Origin of the sequence: Paenibacillus sp. DMB20 (assembly GCF_000987955.1) — a bacterium.
Classification (GTDB): Bacteria; Bacillota; Bacilli; order Paenibacillales; family Paenibacillaceae; genus Paenibacillus_AQ.
In genome coordinates this window covers 83909-105320 of record NZ_LAZU01000021.1, presented here as the reverse complement: position 1 = coordinate 105320, position 21412 = coordinate 83909, and the positions used below count along the sequence as shown (strand labels likewise).

Here is a 21412-nt window from a genome sequence, read left to right as displayed (position 1 = left end):
TGTCCCGTCGCCTTCTTGATCACAGGGAGAATCGTGGGCGCCCCTTACGCTCCAAACCTCTGGCGATACCCGCATCGCCTGCATAATTCCTCGACAGCCTCCCTGCGGGAAAATCCATCGACGAGGTTATTCGCCCGCTCGCCATCCACGATGTCAGAAAATGATGCCTGATGGATATTGCCTAAATTGATGATTCCTTCCCCATCCAAGCAGCATGGGACGACGGTCCCGTCCACGAGAATGGCTGCCTGGCTGCGAAGTGCATGGCAAAATCCTTTGCCTTCATCTTTCGGCGCAGTCAGACTTGGCCATTGGAATTCATAATCCTGGTTCAAGTAGACGTTGTTAGCGACTCTCACTCCTCCGCCCGGCACTACCTTTTCTTCGATCTTGTAATCCAGGCCGAATTCTTTCTCTATCATTTCAAGAGTCTGGCGGTTTCTGCGCTTTTGAAGGTTGGTTGCGTTGTCCTGCGTCAAATTCCACAGACGGAATGAAAAGATGACATGATGCTCCTTAGCCTCACGGACAAATGAGAGGATTTCCCTTAAATATCCTTCGCGGTCGGTTGAACCCTCATGTCCGTCAAAGCTGTGGAGCGAAAAATTCATCTGTCTTAGCGCCGGCTTTCCCAGCAATTTATGCCGGTTTTTCGCGATCAATGTCCCGTTTGTCGTGATATTGACCCTAAAACCTTTCTCGTGGCTGATATCCAGCAACTCGTCGATCTTGGGATGGAGAAGCGGCTCCCCTTTGACATGCAGATAAATATGGTTCGTGTGCGGTTTGATTTCATCCAGCCTTTTGGAAAAGTCATCCACCTTAATGAAATTTGCCTTGCGTTCCGTTGGCGGACAAAAGCTACAGGCAAGATTACAGATGCTGGTAATTTCTATATAAACTTTTTTAAATGTTTTCAAGATTATGTCTCCATTTCCGATGTCTATGATTGTATGATCTTTCCTTGACCTACCACATCGTAACATAGGAGGGCTTTTACAGCTACAGCCTATCCCGCTACTCAGAGTGACGCTCCCTCCTCTGGCCTCCATATTAAACGAATTTGAATAACTCCGCACTTTAGGCAGATGTCCGTAATACTCTAAAACAGGGTGCTGAGTAACTACTGGGTAAAGGAGACCTGATTGTGAGCAGACTGCCTAAAAATGATAAAGAATTAAGGTTTGATTATATCGTCATTGGAACAGGACCGGCCGGTGCCGTAATCGCAAAGACCCTAACAGATGATAAGAAAACGTCAGTCCTTCTATTAGAAGCAGGAGAAAATAAGGATAGGGAGGAGCCGATCAGAAATTCCACTTTTGCTCTCGAGCTTGAGGAGGAGTTTTTCCCCCGGTATTTTTGGCAGGGGGAGGGAATCCCACAGGAAGAACTTGATGGACGCGTATTTGAATGGACGACGGGGCGGCTCTCCGGTGGCGGTTCCTCGATTAATGGCGAGCAATATGTAAGACCAACTTCCTTTGTCTTCGAACAGTGGGAAGCACTTTTGGGGAGCGACTGGTCACCTGAACGAGCGATAAGCCGCTTCAAAAGAATGGAGAGGTTTAACGGGGAGACGGACAATCCGAATGTTCACGGATTCCATGGCAGAATCGATATTAGGCAAGCACCCCGAAATCCTACGAGTATGGCAACCAAACTGGTTTCAGCAATCGAGCGAGCAACCGGATTCCCCGAAATACTTGATTACAATACCCCAGAAACACCGCTTGGCCCCTTTACTCGATGGCAGTTGTTCCAAAAACCGAATGGGGAACGCGAAAGCTCATCAACCGCCTTCCTTTCATCAGATATAGTAACACCCGGTGGTCGTGGCGTTAATGGCCGAAAATTGAGCGTATTCTACAAATCAACGGCGCTGCGTATCCTTTTTGAAAATAAGCGTGCCGTTGGCGTAGAGTTTTTAAAAGAAGGAAAATGCGTCCGGGCAAACGCCCGAAAGAAAGTAATCGTTTCAGCCGGGATTAACAGTACGCAGCTGCTCATGCTCTCTGGAATCGGACCTAAAAAACAACTAAAATCATCAGGAATTCCTATTGTTGTAAACAATCCGAATGTGGGGAAGCAGCTTAAGAACCACACATTAAACTTTGCCGTTTTTACCACCAACCCCGCAGACAAACCGCTCCCTGACAACGATCCAGACGCTCTTTACACAGGCGGCGCCTTCTTGCCTGATCCGACACCTGACGCAAATCCGGATATCCGGGCAGTTCAGCTTGCTGGGATAGGGTCTGATGACTCTTTAACCATCGTCATTATATACCTTAAACCTAAAAAGTCGCGGCTCGATAAAGATACAAAGCAACGATCCCCTTCAAATCGTGCTTGCCGACGAGGCCTTCCTAACGAATGCCAGCGACATGGAAGCCGTAAAGCAAATCTATAGGGTCTATATCAAAAAAAATAGCGGAACAGCTTAGAGCCATTGATCCGATGTACCGATTAGTTTCGCCAACGATAGACGTCATCAATGACGATGATAAACTCGAAAGCTTCATTAAAGAAAACTTTGAGCATAACCATCATCAACAAGGTTCCCTTCGAATGGCCCCGCTTGCAAAAGGTGGGGTGGTTAATAAACGAGGAGAAGTGCATGGCGTAAAAAAATCTGATCGTAGCCGATGATTCGATCATACCTTTTACCGTTGATGGAAATACAGCAGCCCCAGCTTATTTGATCGGCCTTACCATCGCACAGCAATTACGCAAAAAGAAATCCGTAAGACGGAAAAGTGAACCGGAGAATCTTCAAGAGTGAAGAACTTTAAGAACCTTAGTCCGATGGAAATCGAACTAAGGTTTTTTTATGGTTACTTCGGTTTTATCCGAGGAAAGCAATGGATTCTTTCGTTTTTCTGGCAAATGCAACAGGTTCGTCAATGGATTCCCAGTGAATATACATTAATCTAGGGTTCTCTTTCAACCAGTGATTATGCAGAGCCGTCACTGTAATACCATTCCGTTGAAGGTTTCTAATTAATCGGTTGGCCTGGTTTTGGAAAACTGCCGTTTCGCCCAAGCAGAGCGCACGTCCCGACGTATCGAGCGATTCAAATGAAAATAGTTGGGCTCCAACCAAAGGCGAAGTCGTACGTCTTCCTAAAATTGTTGCATTAAATCTCCGAGCGCGGCTGACAAAACAAACCGGCCCCTCCACGATTTCATGTTCTCCTCCCAATATGCTGGCAAATTGGTTACATAACCTCCGAAATCGTGGACTCACTCTAACTTCTGCCATGAAATACCTCCTCTTGCTTTTGAAACAATATATGATCAGTCCAAGAGAGGTGTCTAATACAGTTGCCTATTTGCCGGCAAAATAATAATTGAAGCATTGGAAAAGTTGAAGCCACACGGAGCCGACGGCGCTGAAGGAGCTGAATAGCGCATTTTTTTGCACGACCGCCTGCGATCCGGCGAACAAGCCGCAGCATCTGCCTCCTGCCATCAAAAACAGAATAAAAAAAAGCGCTTGGGACAAGCTTCCCGAAGCGCTTTTTCATGTATCGCCCTGTTGTCATGCTCAACGTATAAACGTTCCACCATCCCTATTTCTCGACTAAATGATGTTATACCGTTTCAGCAATTCTTCGATAACGGTTCCCGAGACTTTTTTCAAAGCCTGTTTTTCGATCAAGTTCATGATAAACGGAAGCTTCAAATCCGTAAGTTTTTTGCCGTCCATCATTTTGGAAGTAGAGTCCAGCAGTACGCGGACATCGTAGCAGGAGCCGAATACTTCAGGTACGCCGCGGTCTACGTTTAATAAGGTGTAGACGGCTTCCATTGCCGTTCTGACCGAATATTCCGTTGTAAATACGGTGTCGCGAACCGTGTCCGCAAACTGTCCGATAAAAGCGAAGTTGACGCAACCGTCCGGAACTACTTTCGGCCGGTCTCCTGCTGTTCTCGGCATGAAGAATGCCGTAATATAAGGCATCATGGTCGGGATGCAGCGGGCAGAGTTCGCAGCCATGTCGGGAATCTCATGAACAGGCACACCCAGATGGTATAGCCACTCCATCGTAATTTCCTCGCCTGTGCATTCTCTCATCGGCTTCTTGACGTAATCGCCCGGAACATCGGTGAATAAACCGTATACCCACACCACAAGCTGATCTTTCGGCTGCTCTTTGAAATGCGGTTGACGATTTAAGGTATAACTCATGAGCCACTTGGAATCCTTTACGGACACGATGCCGCCGGTAACGACCTTTCCGCTGAACGGGTCGCGCTGACAAACTTTTTCGATATAGGGCGGGATTCTGTCATCCAGCGTCGTAACGGTTGCCGATTCCCAGTTCGTTGCTTCTGTGTTCGTGCAGAATTTATCGGGGCGTCCAAAGGATGGATCCTGCTTGGCGATATTTCTCCAAAGCTCCCAGCAGCCGCCGACGGAACGATTGAATTCAGCCGCACGATGATGGTCGCCCGAAGAAGAATTTTCCGTGCAGCTGCCGTTTGTCACAAACACCAAATCATCTTCCGTCAAGTCGATATATTCCTCTTTTCCGGCACGGCGGCATACTATTTGCTTGGCAGCCTTCTTATTGCCTTGAATATCAAATACTACATTCGTAACCGTCGTATCATATTGGAAATGAACGCCATGCGACTGCAAATATTTCATCATTGGCAGAATCAAGGACTCATATTGATTATACTTCGTGAATTTTAACGCGGAAAAATCAGGCAATCCGCCGATATGATGAATGAACCTTTGAATGTAAAGCTTCATCTCCAAGGCGCTGTGCCAATCTTCAAAAGCAAACATCGTTCTCCAGTAAAGCCAGAAATTCGAGGCAAAGAAATCCTCCGTGAATACATCGGTAATTTTCTTATCATGCAAATCTTCGTTTCGAGTAAAGAATAACTTCACGATTTCCAGCGAAGCTTTTTCGCTCAGATCAAATTTCCCATCCGTATGGGCATCCTCGCCCCGGTTAACCGTGGCTCTCATTAGGGAGTAGTTCGGATCTTTCTTATTTAGCCAGTAAAACTCATCCAAAACGGATGCGCCTTCAATTTCAAGAGAAGGAATGGAACGGAACAAATCCCACAAGCATTCAAAATGATCTTCCATTTCCCGTCCACCGCGAATAATAAAACCTTTATCGCTGTCATGGATTCCGTCGCAAGCACCTCCGGGAAGGCTAAGCTCTTCCAGAATGTGAATCCGCTCCCCCTTCATTTGGCCGTCGCGCACAAGAAAACACGCCGCTGCCAGGGAGCTTAATCCGGCTCCAACCAGATACGCTGATTTTTTGTCGACGTCGACCGGTTTTTCCGGACGGGCAAACGCTTCATAATTTCCATTGCTATAATACATTCCAGTCACCTCCGAATTGATTGTAGCAATACCATCATAAAAAATAATTCGGAGGTCTCCCATAGACAATGTCCGCCCAGTGTCGAAACTTTCGACAAAAGCCTAGGATTGTCTAAGGATGGCGGTACAATTTAAACTTTTCAAGCGCGAAAAAAATATCCCCTTGAATCAAAATGCTTAGCCGATCCACGATGGCAGAAGGCTCTTCCTTCATCCCTTTAGCAATCCAATCCAGCATCAGCCCTACAAACGCATATTTATAAAAGTCGGCGATAAACGACTTATCATCCTCCCTGATCGACATCGTGGCGGCCTTTTCCTCAATAACCCCTATTAAAAGAGTATACGTTACGTTAAATAGGTAGTTTTCCAGCTGCTCCCGTTTAATGGAATGATAGACGCTTGTCACAAACGCCTTGTTTTTCAGCACATACTCGAATATTTGCAATAGGCCCTGCTGCCACGTGTCATACGTTTTCTTGCCATCCAGCGCTTTTGCAGCCTCGTTTGTGCAAATCCACTCCACAAGATCATAAATATCTTTGAAATGATAATAAAACGTTTGCCGATTCACTTCGCAGTCCTCGACAATATCAATAACGGTAATCTTATCAAGCGTTTTTTTTCTCAAGCATTTTTTTTTAGCGATAAGGCAAGCGCTTTTTTTTGTTGTTTGTGCCATAAAACCCCTCCGATCCAGAGTGTAATCATTCGCAAAAGCAATTATCAGCCCCATACGATCATCGCGGGTATGTTTTAGCGACGATATGAAGATTTCGACACATTTTATTTACCAATCCACGCTATCATGAGGATAAAAATGTAAATGTGTACCTAATTATACATCTTCATTATGAAGGAACTCAACGCGGAAAGCCCCACTCCCAATGGAAACCGTTCATTGTGAAACAATTCACAACAAATGTGTTACAAGTGTATTAAAATGAAGTGGGCCTAAAGAGACTGACAACGAGAGACTGGGGGGGGAGGTAACCGAGAAAGATTCGAAGTTCGGAGATAAAGGCGATATTCACGCCCCTTTCGTTTCTGAATTTTTCCACGTTACGCACTCCTTTTCTTGTTTGGCTCTTTATGTTCTAAATAGATATAGAAAAAGTGGAGGGGTTACACATGAAAAAGAAAGTAGCAGCAACGCTTATACTCGTTCTCTCTTTCATGCTCGCGATCGCGGGATGCGGCAGCGGGAACCAGAAGCAAGACCAGAGTCAGGACAATGCGAAAAAAGAAGAGGCCAAAGAAACGGAAGCCGTTTCGGGAGCGTCTCAAGCCGGCTATACGCCGATCGATCAGCTCAAAGACAAATATGATATCATCATCGTCGGTGCAGGCGGTGCCGGGATGTCCGCTGCCCTTGAGGCAAAAGAAAAAGGCATGAACCCGGTGATTTTTGAAAAAATGCCGATTGCCGGCGGGAATACCATAAAATCATCCTCGGGCATGAATGCTTCCGAGACCAAGTTCCAAAAAGAGCAGGGCATCAAAGACAGCAACGATTCATTTTATGAAGAGACCTTAAAAGGCGGCCATGATACCAACGACAAAGACATGCTTCGTTTCTTCGTTGACCATTCGGCAAGCGCGATCGATTGGCTCGACTCCATCGGGATTCGGCTGAACAATATCACCATTACGGGCGGCATGAACGAGAAGCGCACCCACCGTCCCGAAGACGGCTCGGCGGTAGGACAATACCTTGTCAACGGCTTGGTGAAAAATGTCCAAGAAAAGGAAATCCCGCTTTTCGTCAATGCCAAGGTTACGGACATTACGGAAAAAGACGGCAAAGTAAACGGCGTCAAAGTCGTCTTCAACGAGAAAGACGAGAAAATCATTGCAGCGGATGCCGTCGTCGTGACAACCGGCGGTTTCGGCGCCAATATGGACATGATTTCCGAAGTCAGATCCGATTTGAAAGGTTACGTGACCACCAACCAAGAAGGCAGCACCGGCGACGGCATTACCATGATCGAAAAACTCGGCGGCACAACGGTCGATATGGATCAAATCCAGGTTCACCCTACGGTGCAGCAGGAGAAATCCTATCTGATCGGGGAAGCCGTACGCGGAGAAGGCGCGATCCTCGTTTCCAGTGAAGGCAAACGTTTCACGAACGAACTGGACACTCGGGACAACGTCACCGCCGCCATCAATAAGCTTCCTGAAAAATCGGCTTATCTTGTGTTCGATTCCGGGGTTAAATCCCGCGTTAAAGCCATTCAGCAATATGAAAAAATGGGCTTTGTCATTCAAGGCGATTCCATCGAGGCTTTGGCCAAAGAAATGGGCGTTCCGGCCGATCAGCTCAAAATCACGCTGGATACATGGAACAGTGCGGTGAAAAATAAAAAAAGATGCCGAATTCGGTAGAACGACAGGCATGGACAACGACTTGTCCGGCGCGCCGTACCATGCTATCAAAATCGCCCCCGGCATTCACTACACCATGGGCGGGGTCAAAATCAACACGAACACGGAAGTGTTGAATAAAGACGGCAAGCCGATCCCTGGCCTGTTTGCAGCCGGCGAAGTAACGGGCGGCCTGCACGGCCAAAACCGAATCGGCGGCAACTCCGTTGCCGAGATCATCATTTTCGGCCGTCAAGCCGGGATCAAATCGGCTGAATTCGTGAAAGCACAGTAAGCTGGCCATAGACTGCATCTTTCATACAGCAAAACAAAAAACGCTTGGGCCATCATGGTCCAAGCGTTTTTTGTTTTTATTGGGCTGGATGTCTTATTCTATTTCTTTCATAAACGCTCTAACGTTCTCCGCGATTTCTTTGAATTTGGTATGGTGCAGGTAATGGCCCCCTTCAAGTAGTATTACTTTTCCATGGTCAGAATCTTTGACTTGCCCTTCATGCAATGGGATCCAGGTTGGCAAGGCAGGATTATTCGCTTGTACAAGTAAAAGAACAGGAAGATTTGTGGGGAATGTTAAATGCTCAGCCTCTTTAAAATTAGAAGCCATATGCTCCATCTCGTTAAGGATAGTGGCACTTAACGCGTTTTTTATTCGTAATCCATCTTATTTGTTCCTTTGTTTGATCATCAACTGCCAGGGCAGCATAGGGATCAGGATCGAGTTTCATCATCAATCTCATAAGACCTGATTTTTTAAGAAATGCATACTTTTTTAATGGGAATTTAGCGTCCATACCTGGTTGTGTTGGAACACTGCTATCGATTCCGATAAATGCAGTCACCTCGTTAGGATATTTGTTCACATAATCTATTCCGTATAAACCTGCAATGGAGTGGCCCATGAGCATGTACCGGTTAATATTAAGCTGCTGCAGCGCTTCATGAACTTCACCTACGATATTCTCCGTGGTTCGCTCTTTTTCGGTTTCATCACTTAATCCATAACCGAAAGGCTCAACCACGACAACTTTGTAGAATGGAGATAATTCATCAATGAGCAGCTTAAAATCAAGCGCTGGGGTAGCCGTTCCAAAACCAGGCAGGAGCACGATCGTTTCCTCACCTTCGCCTTGAATTAACACATTCATGTTTCTCCCGTCGACAGAAACGTGCTGACCGTACGGTACGATTTTTGCTTGTTCAGATTTCGTGGCAAATACATTCACGGTAAATACAATAACGAAAAAAAAGCACGATGGCTATGGCTATGGCTCCTAAGGTTTTGAGTAAAATACGCAGCGGCTTACGCATCCGCTTTTTCACTACCTCTTCTGTTGGTTTCATATTCATATTCTCCTATCCTCATCTATATATGGGCTACTTTTTTGAATAAGAAGCCGTTAAAAGTATCCTATACGACGAAGATGTACTCCTCATGTCGACAATATGAACGGAATATGAACTGGCGAAAAAAATGCTACGGCATGATATGCAGGAAAATGCACATGATACCGTAGCATAGCGAATGAACTTCATTTATCTGTCGGCGTAAGGATTGGTAAGGTGATAATGAAGGTCGTTCCTTGGCCAGGTTCGCTTTCCACTTGAATGACGCCTTGATGAAGGGATACGATCTGTTTAACGATGGCAAGTCCCATACCGCTGCCGCCATATTTACGGCTGTGGGAACGATCGGCTTTGAAAAAACGCTCGAAGATCCGCCTCTGATCTTCTAAGGAAATACCCATGCCTTGGTCGGATATTCGGACGGTCACGTTTTTTAATATCTTGCCTGATGCTGACGTCAATCATGCCGCCATCCTCGGAAAATTTGATGCTATTGCCAATGATGTTCGTCCATACCTGGTTTAATTGATCATGATCAGCCGTTACTTTAACGGGCTGCAGGTCAAGCTCGAAACGAATATTGCGAGCCGACCATTGCGGTTGAAGCGCGACGATGACCCGTCTGATCTGTTCATCAAGGTTGAACGTGCCCAACTGCAGTTGCTGTGATTGCGATTCAAGCAAACTCAGCTTGAGCAGGCTATCGCTCATCTTGGACATCCGATCTGCTTCAGCGATAATAATATCGAGATAGCGGCTTCGTTCGTGATCTGCGAGATCTACGTTCTTAAGTGCTTGAGCATAACCGGAGATCGAAGTGAGTGGCGATTGCACCTCATGGGACACGTTCGTTACGAATTCCCTGCGCATCTGCTCAAGCTGCTTCAGATCATGCATCATGTCTTCGAAGCTTCGAGCTAGCGTGCCCAATTCACTCGTTTGCTTAATATTCAACTTCACGTTGAAATCTCCGGCTGCAATGCGTTTGGTCGCTTCTGTCAGTTTTTTGATCGGCCTTACCAAGAATATAGAGGCAACCAGAATCAATAAACTTCCTGTAATCAACGAACTGATTACAAAGATCCATTCCCAAAAAATGACCGAAGGGGGGACGATCACCTCCAAAAACATCGCTTTCGTTCCCATTTCCGTCTTCAACGGCAACCCTAAGAGGACCGTAGCAATACCTTTCGGAGTAACTTGAACAACGCCGCCATCTAAAACTTTCTTTACCTGCTCCATCGTCACAGGAGCAGGGTTGTGTCCGTTAAGTTTACCGTAAGACTTGAACTGGCCTGTTTCTTCGTAAATACGAATATAATGGGAATCGAGCTGTTTCATTTCACTTACGAACAAGTCCGCTTCGCGTAAAGGAAGAGTCTTGTAAATCCGGACAACGTCCTGACCAAAGTTGCGCAAGTTAACTTGTGCGCTCTCGTTAAATTGTTCTTCGAATATCCAAGTAGACATTAAAAATGAAATGTCCGAGCCAACAGTGGTGGCGACTAGAAATGCTAGAACTACTCGAATATATAAGGATCTGATCATTCGTAGACCCCAAGCCGGTACCCCAGCCCGCGCACCGTTTCGATCCGAAAATCAGGTGTCATCGCAAACCTTTCGCGAAGACGTTTAATATGTACATCTACCGTTCGATCATCTCCTGCGTAATCGATTCCCCAAATCTGATCGATCAACTGCTCGCGTGTATAGACTTGTCCGGGTGTTCCAGCCAGCTTATACAGCAATTCGAATTCTTTGAGCGGCAGCGTGAACGACTCCGTCCCTCTCATGACCTTATAGGTCTGCCTGTCAAGTATGACGTTGCCGAACTGGATCATCTGCGTGGAGCCAATCCGGTATCGCTTCAGCAATGCCTTAACACGAGCCGTCAACTCCAACGGATCGAATGGTTTCGTCAAATAATCGTCCGTTCCAAGTTCGAACCCCTTTACTTTCTCCCATGTTTCGCCTCTCGCAGACAGCATAAGCAGCGGCAAATCCGGATTGGCTTTTCGAAGCTCCTTGCATAACGTCCAGCCATCCATCAACGGCATCATAATATCAAGCACGACGAGATCGACGGGCGTTGAGCCATAAACGCTAAGCGCTTCCTTGCCGTCGGCCGCTTCGACTGTCGTGAATCCGTCGTTGCGCAGAAATAAACAGACGAGTTCGCGTATGTTCGCATCGTCGTCAGCAACCAGTATAGTAGGCATTGGTTCCCTCTTTCCTGATTTTCCATCCCATATTGTACTAACCATTGTACTACATATAATTTGAACACAGAATAACATGGAATAGATGAACAGAAATGACTACATGCCTTAAACAAAAATAGTGCATGAATGAAACGAATTTATTTTGGCATAATATCCGGGAGCAGCAACAAAAAACAAATATCCAAAAAAATATATTTACATTTCTATAAAAATAGATATAATAAAACGCATGGATACCTTACAAACCATCAAAGCACTATCAAACGAGACCCGGTTTAAAATCCTGGAGTGGCTGAAGCAGCCGGAGGAACATTTTGATCCGCAGGATCACATGCCTTCCAAATGTGATTTTCATGGCGGTATCTGCGTGGGCTCCATTTCAGAAAAAACAGGACTCGCACAGTCGGTCGTTTCTGGCTACCTGGTAAAATTGCAAAAAGCTGGACTGCTGGAATCCCATCGAGCGGGCCAGTGGACATATTACAGACGCAATGAGGAGGGCATTAAGCGTTTTATCGAACAACTCAAGAATGAGCTTTAGGCTTAATAAGCATATTCACCCTAAAGATTAAGCTTAAAAGCTCTTTCTTTTTCAATATATACATCTATTTTTATAGAAATACAGAAAAGAATATTAAACATATTGGAGGATTCCATACATGAGCAACCAAAATCAAAATGTCCGATCTGCCGCAGCGCTATTCGAACCATATACCATCGGAAAGCTCGCTCTTTCGTCCCGCGTAGTGATGGCTCCTATGACCCGCAGCTTCTCGCCGAACGGCGTACCGGGCCCGAATGTGGCGGCTTACTACCGCCGGCGTGCGGAGAATGGCGTCGGACTGATCATTACCGAAGGAACACTGATTAACCACCCGGCAGCTACCGATGACCCCAATGTGCCTAATTTCCATGGAGAAGCCGCATTGAACGGCTGGGCCGAGGTGGTCCGTCAGGTCCATGAAGCCGGCGGCAAGATCATGCCGCAAATTTGGCACATCGGCATGACCCGACCAATCGGCGCCCAGCCAAATCCGGAGGCACTTCCGATCGGACCATCCGGACTTGATCTGAACGGCAACAAAGTCACGGAGCCGATGACCAAGGATGAAATCGAACAGGTCATTCAGACTTATGCCGATGCTGCCGCGAATGCCAAGCGCATTGGCTTTGACGGAGTGGAAATCCATGGGGCTCACGGATACCTGATCGACCAATTTCTCTGGGAAAGAACGAACCGGCGTACCGATGAGTACGGAGGCGACATGCTGAAGCGTGCCCGCTTTGCGGTCGAAGTGGTGAAAGCCGTACGTCAAGCGGTTGGTCCCGACTTGCCTGTGGCCATTCGCCTTTCCCAATGGAAGACGACCCAATACGACGCAAAGCTGGCGGATACGCCTGAACAGCTGGGCCAGTTGCTAACCGCGCTGTCTGACGCGGGGGTCGATATATTCCACTGCTCGACACGCCGCTTCTGGGAGCCCGAATTCGAAGGTTCTGACCTGAACTTTGCCGGATGGGCCAAGAAACTGACAGGAAAAACGGTCATCACCGTCGGTTCCGTCGGCCTCGATGAAGTGTTTACCAGCCTCTTCACCCAAGGTAAGGGAGCCGGCCGGAAGGACCTCGAGGAGCTGCTGAACCGCCTTGAAAAACATGAATTTGATCTGGTTGCCGTAGGCCGTGCCCTGCTGGCTGATCCGCAGTGGGCCGCCAAGGTTCGAGACGGGCGTCTCGACGAGTTGGCGCCATTCACGCCGGAATCCTTGAAAACCCTGGTTTAATGCAATTTCAGCCCCATCTCCCCGGGACCTGAAGCCGCATTAGATCTTTATATATAATCCAAAACCGGAAGAGAACTGCAGTCTTTTCCGGTTTTTTTGCTGTATGCATCGCGATTTTGAGTCCCGAAGGAATCAACGTGGCGAATGTGCCGCAAAAATGACGATGGCTGAAAAGATGACGCCGCTGACGCTCTGATCGGCTCCATCCATATTGTTCACTGCTATTCGTCCTGCAAGGCTGCTTGACGCTTGTAATGATCTTCGATGACCATGCAAGCCATCGCTTCGATCACGGGTACGATACGGGGACAGATGCAAGGATCGTGCCTGCCGATCGTCGCAATCTCCCGTTCGTTACCGTCTGCATCAACCGTCCGTTGGGGGACAGAAATGGATGAAGTCGGCTTCACGACGACCCGGAACACGATGTCCGCCCCGGTGCTGATACCGCCGACGATCCCCCCGGCATGGTTCGTCCGGAACCCCCCTGCGTCCATCTGATCGTTGTGTTCGCTTCCCTGCATTGAGGCCGCTTGGAAGACCGCCCCGAACTCGATGCCCTTGATCGCGCCAATGGACAACATGGCCTTCGCCAACTCGGCATCCAGCTTGTCGAATACGGGCTCCCCCAATCCCGCGGCGATGCCGCTAATTCGGCATTCCACGATCCCCCCGCAGCTGTCTCCCTCTTCGGCCAGCCGTTCTATCCTATGGATCATGCGCCCTGCCGCTTCAGGATCACACGCGCGAACGGCATTCCGTTCGATGGCATCGGCGTCGAAATTCTCGCATCGGATGCCGCCGATCTCAGTCGTATAAGCCAGGACCGAGACGCCCCGCCGTTCCAGAAGCTTGCGCGCCACTGCTCCAGCAGCCACTCGCGCAGCCGTCTCCCTTCCCGAAGCTCTTCCGCTGCCGCGATAGTCGCGGATCCCGTATTTTTTCTCATAAGTGAAATCCGCATGCCCGGGCCGGTAGGCGGATTTGATATCGTCGTAAGCCGACGGGATCATGTCCGTGTTGTTAAGCATGATGCACAGCGGCGTCCCCGTCGTTCGCCCCTCGAAAAGTCCGGATAAAATGCGTATCTTATCGTATTCCTTGCGGGGAGTCGTAACGGAGGATTGCCCCGGCCTTCTTCGATCCATCTGAATCTGGACGTATGTCTCGTCCAGCTCCACGCCCGGCGTGACCCCCTCCACAATGACGCCTACCGCTTCTCCATGCGATTCCCCGAACGTAGTCATTTTCAACCGCTCTCCAAACGTGCTTCCTGCCATGTCCATACCTCCCGAATACTTTCGATTTCTTCTCCTTCAGTTTAGGTGTATATTTGAAATAAATGAAATCGTAATATTGAATAGATGTCATAGAGAGGATCGATAACAAATGATTACAAACACGGAATGGTATCGAGTTTTCCTGCATGCCGCCGAATCTTCCAATCTGACGAAAGCTGCGCAAAACCTTCATATGACGCAGCCTTCGGTGAGTTATGCCATCAAGCAGTTGGAAGAAGCGCTTGGCGTGGGGCTGTTCGACCGGTTATCCAAGGGCGTCCGATTAACGCAGGAAGGTCAGGCCTTGTATCAGCATGTCCGGCAAGCATTCGAAGAACTCGATTCAGCCGAGCGCCGCATGAAGAAGCTAAAGCAGTTCAGCGAAGGAAGGCTGAGGATTGGCGCGAACGGGGCCATCGTTAAGGACTTTCTTCTCTCCTTGCTCGACGGATTCCATGTCCGCTATCCCGACATCCGCATTCAGCTGTCGCAGGAGCGGACCAGCAGCGTTTTGGAGCGCTTGAAGAAAGGTTCATTGGACCTCGGTTTCGTCCACCTGCCCGTATCGGACGACGAGATCAAGGTCATCGACTCCCATGCCTCGCCTTATTGCGCCGTGGTCGGAACGGCCTTCGCAGATTGGGCGCGTGAGCCCCTGCGGACCGAACAGTTGACGGAGCTTCCCCTCCTCATGCTATCCTCCGGCAGCTCGACGCGTTCCTTCATCGAAGGGTGGTTCCGATCGCAAGGGGTGGAAGCGGAAGCCGACTTCGAGTTGAACAGCCTGGACATGTTAGCGGAATTTGCCGAGCGCGGTTATGGAACGGCATTCTTGCCTCGAGCCTTTGTCGCGTCCCGCATCTCGGACGGTTCCTTGCTGGAGCTGCGGACAGAAACTTCGTTACCGGATCGATATATCGGTGTCGCTGTTCGGAAGCATTCGTCGCCCTCGCTGGCTGCAGGGGCATTTTTGGAGATGCTGCAGCAGAACTGACGATTTTTCGTCGAAATTCAACAATCGAGTAAGAGGGGACGGCTAATCCCCGTCTTCTCAGTCGAGTAGCCCGAAGGAGTTTCACCTTCAGGCACTCACAGAGTAAAAAAGTTACCAAGGAACAGAAAGCACTCATTATTTAATGGTTGCCCAATCCTTGCATATCCTCATGAAAGTCCAAGAAGAATATTTCCCTCGCTTTTTACATTGTTTCTATCGCATGCTCAGTATCCAAGAGTCCTTTACGCTCCCAAGCATCCGTCGTACACAATATCACACCGTATATTTTCAGTCCTCACCACTACCAATAGTAGTGAATGAACACGTTTCTGCCGGACAATCCATGATGCGCTTATCCTCCAACTCCCGTAGTTTGAGACCGAACATCTTCATATATTCTTCATATGTGCGGCCTATAAAAATAATCCGTTACAGTACTGCTCTGCAGGATTCTTTTATTGATTTCCCAAACTTTTTGCCCCATCCCGTGCGTCTAGCCAATGAGAGTGATTGATTAGACTCTTATACAGAGAGATGGAGGATGAGAGATATGAAAAAAGAAAACATTAAACTTCGTGAAGATGGGTGCCATGGGCTGTGCAGCCATGATCGGCATCAGCGCAGCGAGTTTGCCTGTAGATGCGCTGGCTTCGGCACCCGTTTCAGCGAACGTGAAGTCCACTTTTTTCCATGAGATTATATTATCTAATTAATAGCTATTCACCTATTAAAATTACGTTTGTTTACTTAAAAAACAATAATTTGTAATTTTACCTAATTCCACATATTCCCGTAAGCAATGATAGACAATATATAGTACGATTAATAGCGGCTTGCAGTTTTATGGCTAGAATAAAGATAAGGGATGATTTGAATTGAACAGAAGGAAGAAAACACGGTGGCCCGTTTGGCTGGTTGGATTTATGGTATTAGCTGGCGGGATTCTAGGAATCAATCTAATGGTGCAAGATATTATAGCCGGGAACGACAACGCTGTAGAGAACGTTGAAGTCTCGCCCAGTGCATACCCTGGCTTAAACATCGAAACAAGGACGAAGAATACGAAGCATTATATATTGTCGATTAGCAGCGTTCTCGCAAACAGCAAGGAGATTAATACTCCTATTCAGACGTGGGTCAATGATCAGGAAAAGAAATTCTTAGCCGAAGTGGAAGCAAGTGCAGAAACGCTTCAAGGCGATCATCGTGCCGAATTGAATATTACGGTAGAAACGAATAAAATTAATGACCATTTATATAGTTTAGTGTTCACTTCCTATCAATACATAGGCGGAGCTAATGGACAATCGATTATTAAACCTTTTAATATCGACACAGCTGATAATAAAATTTTGAATTTATCTGATATTATGACCTATGACAAAGCAGCTGTTGACCATATCATGTCAATCGTGAAGGAAGAATTGAAGAAACAGAAAAACGTCAATTCTTATGTATTCGAAGCAGAGCTTCAAAAATCTATAAAAAAATCCGTCTGAATGGAAATGGTCCATAGGTAACGGAGTCTTTACTTTATACTTTAATAAACTTGAGATCGCCGCTAGTGCAGCCGGAACGGTCCAAGTAAACATTCCACTGAAATCCTTGCGTCCCTACTTGAAAAAGGATCTCACCAAAAAATGGAATGTTACTTATGAAAATAACGATGAGCCGGAAGGGCAGAAACCAATTCAGCCTCCTCTCGATCCTAAAGGAAAATATGTAGCTCTTACCTTTGATGACGGGCCTCACCCAAAGGTGACACCTAGAGTTCTAAAGACTTTGAAGGAGTACAACGCAAAGGCTACCTTCTTCATGCTGGGCGTACAAGTAGAGTATTATCCTGATATGGCCAAAAAAGGTTGCTGAGGCCGGCCACGAGATCGGAAATCACTCCAAAGGTCATCCGAATCTGGCGAAAATGAGCCTGAGTGAAGTGCGCAAACAAATCATAGAATCATCGGACCAAATCGAGTCTGCAACCGGAGAAAGGCCTACCCTTTTCCGTCCGCCTTATGGCGCTATGAATGATGCGGTCAAAAAAAGTAACCCAGGAACAGAAAACACCTATTATTTTATGGTCTGTGGATTCGCTGGATTGGAAAAGCCGGAACGCCCAAGCCGTAAATAAAGAGGTTTCTAAAAACATCAGGCCAGGTTCGATTGTACTTATGCACGATATTCACGCTTCTACGGCTGATGCGCTGCCTCAAATGCTTAAATCACTGAAAAAGCAAGGCTACCAATTCGTAACGGTCTCTCAATTGTTATCCTTGAATGAATCCAAAGGAAATGGCCCTTATTATAATCAATAATTTCATCACGTCAAAAAGGCACAAACCTTCGTCTTTCTAAGGTTTGTGCCTTTTCTAAAAGAATAAAAAGATAGACATTCCGAGGAATTTATTGTTCTCCCTATGAGTTACATTAATTTGGCAAGAACTTTTTGCACAAGCTCCCGCGTCCTGCCTATGAACGACAAATCCAGAAGGATAGGGACGAAAGCAAAATGAATGATGAAACACTCAAAGGAGATCAAATAAGATGAACAGAAAAATGGAACAGCTTCGAAAAGAATATCAAAAGGTACCCATTCCAGACGAGCTTGATAATGTTGTCAACCAGGCCATTCATAAATTACTTAAGGAGAAACGGGGGCTCGTTTCAAAGTATACATGGTTTACCAGTGCCTGTACGCTGCTTTAATATTCCTGGTTACGATCAATGCCAGTACGACCGTCGCGAACGCCTTATCTTCCATACCGGGTGTAGATCAGATTATCAAGCGAGTCGAAGGTTATTTCCTTCGAGCATTTGCTCCAACAAGTCGTTTTGGACTTTGCGAGAGGAAGGGACGACTTGTGCCAACGGAGAACTCGGCGCTTCGGCATACCCTGGATGCTTCACCGCTTCTCTTGGCCGGGAGCTCCCTTGCAGGATATTCTGCTGTCTTTGCTCTTCATCCGAACGGATCGGTTTCCTCTCTCTTTTCGGTTCAGCCCTTCCGGTTTCCGGCGTCCCGTACTCCGCTCGCCAGCACCCGTTCGGGATTTTCACCCTAAAGATGACACCCATGCTGGGCGTACATCGAGAAAAAGGCAGCCGGATGAACAGCTGCCTTTGTTTGTACAAAAAAGACTCAATCTTGAAAGGTTGAGTCATCCCTTTATAAACACAATCTTCACCCCAACCACCAGGTCGTGTTCATTGACGGCTTTGTACACTCCGTATGCGCCGTCGCCTACGCCGGTACGAGATACGACGCCGCCATCCAGAACCCCCGCTTCTTCCCCGCTCTCGGTCATGTCGCAGCAGGAGAGATACCACTCGCTATCCGTACCGTCACGCCTCTGCTCGGCGTCCGTGTCAGGAATTCGGTAGTGGCGGATATCGAAAATCCCGGCCAAATCCTTATGGTCTTGCAGCAGCACTACCTTTGGCCGCGGCTTCGAATTCCTCTATCCGATCCGCCGTTAATGGATCATTCAAAACATACGGACCATTTCCGTCATAGAGACTCTGATAATGCTCCAACCTCTGTTCCACTCTTGTAATGAATTCGCTTTTGCAGTTGATTTCGTTCATGCCTGCACCTCATTTTGAATTAATATTAAAATGGGGATCATCCGGGTCGTTGCCGTTATTGAGGTCTAAAAAAGGGTGTGTTAAGATAAGAATAGAATTAAGGAGCAGCCGCCCGCTGCTCCCCAGTACAAACATCTTGAGCAGGACCTTCCTCCAGGATAAAAGCAAAGAAGAAAGTAACCCACTTAGGCGGTAAACCTTAGGAGTGGGTTACTTTCGTTTGTCGATGTAGGTCAGCAATGCCAGCAGTCACTTCACCGAACGAAATGTTCATCGCACCACCCCCTTCACAAGGAGGAAATGCGCCCACTCAAGGCGTGTATGTACAATCCAAATTATAACATTATTTTTGGCTTGCCTAGGGAAATTCCTCTAAATTATTGCCTGAGGCGCTTCATGTCAAGCCTTCGTTTTCCCCATACTCCTCGCCTATTACATAGATCCGGATTGACAACACGAAATCAGACAGCTCTTTTTAAGGGTTAATCTTCTGTAATTGACCGGGCTCACGCCTGACACGAACCGAAAAGACCTCTTCTACCGCCTCTCTGGACGGGAAAACCTCGCCTTTCATGACATCTCCATAAAAATTTATCGCAAATGGGAATAAATAGAGACGAGTTAGCATGTCTATAGAGTGATAGGGTATACACCGATGGCCTCATCGTTTCCGCTTCATCATCGTCTTGCTGCCGTCCAGGTGGACCACTTCATACCAAGAGAGGGGTACGCTATGCGAATGAGACGAAAATCCATGCTGGCCGTGCTGTCACTATTACTAGTCGTAAGCGCTTTTATAAGCGCCTGCGGCAGCAGCGGCGGCCAAGAAAACAACTCTTCCCCGCCTCCGGCGAAGAACAATGAAAAACCCGCCGAGCCGGCGCCCGAGGTCAAGACAGAAACGCCGAAAGAACAGGTATTCCGCTTCAATCTGCATTCGAATCCGCCAACGCTCGATCCCGGTCAGGCGCAAGATACCGTGGCATTCGCCGTGCTTAACGGTCTGTTCGAAGGATTGACGCGGAGCAACGAGAACGGCCAGGCCGTTCCGGGTACGGCCGAGAAGTGGGAAATTTCCCCGGATGGGACCAAGTACACCTTCCATTTGCGGAAGGACGCGAAATGGTCGAACGGGGACCCGGTGACCGCGGGAGACTTCGAGTTCTCGTGGAAGCGGGTGCTCGATCCGAAGATGGAGCCGGCGCCGCCGTACGCCTATCAGTTGCACTATATCAAGGGCGCGGAAGCATACAACACCGGGAAGAACGCCGACCCGAATTCGGTCGCCGTCAAGGCCGTCGACGCCAACACGCTTGAGGTCGAGTTGGAGCACTCCACTCCGTACTTTTTAAGCCTTCTTTCATTCCAAACCTATTTCCCGGTACATTCCTCCGTCAAAGACAATCCGAAGTGGGCATCCGAGGCCAGCACCATCATTTCGAACGGTCCGTTCAAAATCAGCGACTGGAAGCAGCAAAGCTCGCTTGAGATGGTGAAGAATGAGCATTACTACGAAAAGGACGACATCAAATTCACCAAGGTGCAGATGTCCATGGTCGCCGATTCGGGCTCGGAGCTGAACATGTACGAGACCGACCAGATCGATTACGCCGGCATGCGACCGGACGCGTTCCGAACGAGCAAATTCCGATTTTAAAGGAGACGAAGCCGGACGAATTGGAGATCAAGGGCATCGCCTCCAGCTACTATTATTTGTTCAACAATAAGCAGGAACCGTTCAATAACGTCAACATCCGCAAAGCGCTGTCGATGGCGATCGACCGCCAGCTGATTGTCGACAAGGTGACGCTCGGCGGACAGCTGCCCGCCTTCGGCATCGTTCCTCCGGGAATCGTAGGCGAGAAAGGCGAATTCCGCTCCGAACACAAGGACGATTATTTCAAGGAAAATTTAGAGGAAGCGAAAGCGCTGCTGCAGAAGGGACTCGGCGAGCTGGGACTGTCCGCCATGCCTGAATTCTCGATCGCATACAATACCGATGAAAGCCACAAAAAAAGTAGCCGAGGCCGTCGCCGACATGTGGAACAAAAATCTCGGCATCAAAGTGAAAATCGAGAACCAGGAATGGGGCGTCTTCCTGAAGAACCGGACCGCGCTCAACTATCAGATGGCCCGGGCCGGATGGCAGACCGACTACAACGACCCGATGTCCTTCATCGATCTGTACATGACCGGAAGCGGCAACAATGATATCGGATACAGCAATCCGGAATTCGATAAGCTCGTCCGCGAGGCGAAGCAATCGCTTGACAATAAGAAACGGATGGAATTGATGGCGGAGGCGGAGCGCATGCTGATCGAGCAGGATCAGGCCATTCTTCCGCTGTACTACTACACGAACGTCGGGCTCAAGAAGCCGAATCTCAAAAACGTGTTTATCGATTATCAGGGAATGATCAACTACAGCCGAGGTTACTTCGAATAACGACGTGAGTTCG

The 21412-nt window shown here is 47.9% G+C and carries 17 protein-coding genes and 5 pseudogenes; 11 read left to right on the top strand and 11 right to left on the bottom strand.

Going from position 1 to position 21412, the window contains the following annotated elements:
- Nucleotides 1-44: 44 nt before the first annotated feature.
- A complete protein-coding gene (locus XI25_RS07875; RefSeq protein ID WP_046678109.1) occupies nucleotides 45-920 on the bottom strand; it encodes a radical SAM/SPASM domain-containing protein in 876 nt (291 codons plus the stop codon).
- A gap of 227 nt (nucleotides 921-1147) precedes the next feature.
- Here XI25_RS07875 and XI25_RS07870 point away from each other — a divergent pair.
- Nucleotides 1148-2785 (top strand): annotated as a pseudogene (locus tag XI25_RS07870) (GMC family oxidoreductase).
- A 63-nt stretch (nucleotides 2786-2848) separates the two neighbouring features.
- Here the strand turns inward: XI25_RS07870 and XI25_RS07865 are convergent.
- From XI25_RS07865 to XI25_RS07855, 3 genes are all read right to left on the bottom strand, one after another.
- The gene (locus XI25_RS07865) at nucleotides 2849-3265 is read right to left on the bottom strand and encodes a DUF1259 domain-containing protein (RefSeq protein WP_046678108.1); all 417 of its coding nucleotides are present in this window, start codon (nucleotides 3263-3265) and stop codon (nucleotides 2849-2851) included.
- A 321-nt stretch (nucleotides 3266-3586) separates the two neighbouring features.
- Nucleotides 3587-5356: an oleate hydratase gene (locus XI25_RS07860; RefSeq protein ID WP_046678107.1), complete on the bottom strand. Its 1770-nt coding sequence runs from the start codon at nucleotides 5354-5356 to the stop codon at nucleotides 3587-3589.
- Nucleotides 5357-5468: 112 nt separating this feature from the next.
- Complete coding sequence (locus XI25_RS07855) at nucleotides 5469-6038, bottom strand: TetR/AcrR family transcriptional regulator (protein ID WP_046678106.1); 570 nt, start codon at nucleotides 6036-6038, stop codon at nucleotides 5469-5471.
- A 449-nt stretch (nucleotides 6039-6487) separates the two neighbouring features.
- Between XI25_RS07855 and XI25_RS07850 the strand changes: the two are divergent.
- A pseudogene (locus XI25_RS07850) lies at nucleotides 6488-8018 on the top strand (flavocytochrome c).
- A 93-nt stretch (nucleotides 8019-8111) separates the two neighbouring features.
- Here XI25_RS07850 and XI25_RS07845 read toward each other — a convergent pair.
- From XI25_RS07845 to XI25_RS07835, 3 genes and pseudogenes are all read right to left on the bottom strand, one after another.
- Nucleotides 8112-9085 (bottom strand): annotated as a pseudogene (locus XI25_RS07845) (alpha/beta fold hydrolase).
- 188 nt (nucleotides 9086-9273) lie between these two features.
- A pseudogene (locus XI25_RS07840) lies at nucleotides 9274-10636 on the bottom strand (sensor histidine kinase).
- Nucleotides 10633-11307: a response regulator transcription factor gene (locus tag XI25_RS07835; RefSeq protein ID WP_046678105.1), complete on the bottom strand. Its 675-nt coding sequence runs from the start codon at nucleotides 11305-11307 to the stop codon at nucleotides 10633-10635. Before XI25_RS07835 ends, XI25_RS07840 begins: the two are co-directional and overlap by 4 nt.
- 232 nt (nucleotides 11308-11539) lie before the next feature.
- Here XI25_RS07835 and XI25_RS07830 point away from each other — a divergent pair, with 232 nt between their 5' ends.
- Both XI25_RS07830 and XI25_RS07825 read left to right on the top strand, forming a co-directional pair.
- Nucleotides 11540-11851 carry an ArsR/SmtB family transcription factor gene (locus tag XI25_RS07830; protein ID WP_046678104.1) on the top strand — a complete coding sequence of 104 codons (312 nt, stop codon included), beginning with the start codon at nucleotides 11540-11542 and terminating at the stop codon, nucleotides 11849-11851.
- A 118-nt stretch (nucleotides 11852-11969) separates the two neighbouring features.
- The gene (locus XI25_RS07825; RefSeq protein WP_046678103.1) at nucleotides 11970-13094 is read left to right on the top strand and encodes an NADH:flavin oxidoreductase; all 1125 of its coding nucleotides are present in this window, start codon (nucleotides 11970-11972) and stop codon (nucleotides 13092-13094) included.
- Between the two features lie 221 nt (nucleotides 13095-13315).
- Here the strand turns inward: XI25_RS07825 and aroC are convergent, their stop codons facing one another.
- The gene (gene aroC, locus XI25_RS07820; protein ID WP_046678102.1) at nucleotides 13316-14374 is read right to left on the bottom strand and encodes a chorismate synthase; all 1059 of its coding nucleotides are present in this window, start codon (nucleotides 14372-14374) and stop codon (nucleotides 13316-13318) included.
- Nucleotides 14375-14483: 109 nt separating this feature from the next.
- Between aroC and XI25_RS07815 the strand changes: the two genes are divergently transcribed.
- The 6 genes from XI25_RS07815 to XI25_RS33310 all read left to right on the top strand — a co-directional run bounded on the left by XI25_RS07815 (nucleotide 14484) and on the right by XI25_RS33310 (nucleotide 18074).
- Complete coding sequence (locus tag XI25_RS07815; RefSeq protein WP_082112266.1) at nucleotides 14484-15368, top strand: LysR family transcriptional regulator; 885 nt, start codon at nucleotides 14484-14486, stop codon at nucleotides 15366-15368.
- Between the two features lie 875 nt (nucleotides 15369-16243).
- Nucleotides 16244-16867, top strand: a complete 624-nt coding sequence (locus tag XI25_RS07810) for a PdaC/SigV domain-containing protein (protein ID WP_152669088.1) — start codon at nucleotides 16244-16246, stop codon at nucleotides 16865-16867.
- Nucleotides 16868-16985: 118 nt separating this feature from the next.
- Complete coding sequence (locus XI25_RS31150) at nucleotides 16986-17237, top strand: polysaccharide deacetylase family protein (protein WP_160308894.1); 252 nt, start codon at nucleotides 16986-16988, stop codon at nucleotides 17235-17237.
- A gap of 52 nt (nucleotides 17238-17289) precedes the next feature.
- Nucleotides 17290-17499 carry a polysaccharide deacetylase family protein gene (locus XI25_RS36780; RefSeq protein ID WP_442950365.1) on the top strand — a complete coding sequence of 70 codons (210 nt, stop codon included), beginning with the start codon at nucleotides 17290-17292 and terminating at the stop codon, nucleotides 17497-17499.
- Nucleotides 17396-17683 (top strand): hypothetical protein, encoded by a 288-nt coding sequence (locus XI25_RS32850; RefSeq protein ID WP_152669087.1) that lies wholly within the window; start codon nucleotides 17396-17398, stop codon nucleotides 17681-17683. Before XI25_RS36780 ends, XI25_RS32850 begins: the two co-directional genes overlap by 104 nt.
- A gap of 229 nt (nucleotides 17684-17912) precedes the next feature.
- The gene (locus XI25_RS33310; RefSeq protein ID WP_160308893.1) at nucleotides 17913-18074 is read left to right on the top strand and encodes a hypothetical protein; all 162 of its coding nucleotides are present in this window, start codon (nucleotides 17913-17915) and stop codon (nucleotides 18072-18074) included.
- 75 nt (nucleotides 18075-18149) lie between these two features.
- On the opposite strand, the gene XI25_RS31985 is transcribed toward XI25_RS33310, so the two are convergent.
- The 3 genes from XI25_RS31985 to XI25_RS33305 form a co-directional block, all read right to left on the bottom strand.
- The gene (locus XI25_RS31985; RefSeq protein WP_235439740.1) at nucleotides 18150-18425 is read right to left on the bottom strand and encodes a hypothetical protein; all 276 of its coding nucleotides are present in this window, start codon (nucleotides 18423-18425) and stop codon (nucleotides 18150-18152) included.
- A 101-nt stretch (nucleotides 18426-18526) separates the two neighbouring features.
- Nucleotides 18527-18799 carry a DUF4241 domain-containing protein gene (locus XI25_RS07795; protein WP_235439739.1) on the bottom strand — a complete coding sequence of 91 codons (273 nt, stop codon included), beginning with the start codon at nucleotides 18797-18799 and terminating at the stop codon, nucleotides 18527-18529.
- A complete protein-coding gene (locus XI25_RS33305; protein WP_160308892.1) occupies nucleotides 18780-18953 on the bottom strand; it encodes a hypothetical protein in 174 nt (57 codons plus the stop codon). The genes XI25_RS07795 and XI25_RS33305 overlap by 20 nt, the downstream gene beginning before the upstream one ends.
- Nucleotides 18954-19692: 739 nt before the next feature.
- Between XI25_RS33305 and XI25_RS35710 the strand changes: the two are divergent.
- Nucleotides 19693-21399: pseudogene (locus XI25_RS35710) on the top strand (peptide ABC transporter substrate-binding protein).
- Nucleotides 21400-21412: the final 13 nt, after the last annotated feature.

Excerpts from the sequence above, each read along its gene's own strand:
- XI25_RS07835 (WP_046678105.1), bottom strand. The coding sequence starts at position 11,307 with ATGCCTACTATACTGGTTGCTGACGACGATGCGAACATACGCGAACTC.
- XI25_RS33305 (WP_160308892.1), bottom strand. The coding sequence starts at position 18,953 with ATGAACGAAATCAACTGCAAAAGCGAATTCATTACAAGAGTGGAACAG.
- XI25_RS07830 (WP_046678104.1), top strand. The coding sequence starts at position 11,540 with ATGGATACCTTACAAACCATCAAAGCACTATCAAACGAGACCCGGTTT.
- XI25_RS07815 (WP_082112266.1), top strand. The coding sequence starts at position 14,484 with ATGATTACAAACACGGAATGGTATCGAGTTTTCCTGCATGCCGCCGAA.
- XI25_RS07855 (WP_046678106.1), bottom strand. The coding sequence starts at position 6,038 with ATGGCACAAACAACAAAAAAAAGCGCTTGCCTTATCGCTAAAAAAAAA.
- aroC (WP_046678102.1), bottom strand. The coding sequence starts at position 14,374 with ATGGCAGGAAGCACGTTTGGAGAGCGGTTGAAAATGACTACGTTCGGG.
- XI25_RS07865 (WP_046678108.1), bottom strand. The coding sequence starts at position 3,265 with ATGGCAGAAGTTAGAGTGAGTCCACGATTTCGGAGGTTATGTAACCAA.
- XI25_RS36780 (WP_442950365.1), top strand. The coding sequence starts at position 17,290 with ATGAGCCTGAGTGAAGTGCGCAAACAAATCATAGAATCATCGGACCAA.
- XI25_RS07860 (WP_046678107.1), bottom strand. The coding sequence starts at position 5,356 with ATGTATTATAGCAATGGAAATTATGAAGCGTTTGCCCGTCCGGAAAAA.
- XI25_RS32850 (WP_152669087.1), top strand. The coding sequence starts at position 17,396 with ATGATGCGGTCAAAAAAAGTAACCCAGGAACAGAAAACACCTATTATT.
- XI25_RS07825 (WP_046678103.1), top strand. The coding sequence starts at position 11,970 with ATGAGCAACCAAAATCAAAATGTCCGATCTGCCGCAGCGCTATTCGAA.
- XI25_RS33310 (WP_160308893.1), top strand. The coding sequence starts at position 17,913 with ATGAACAGAAAAATGGAACAGCTTCGAAAAGAATATCAAAAGGTACCC.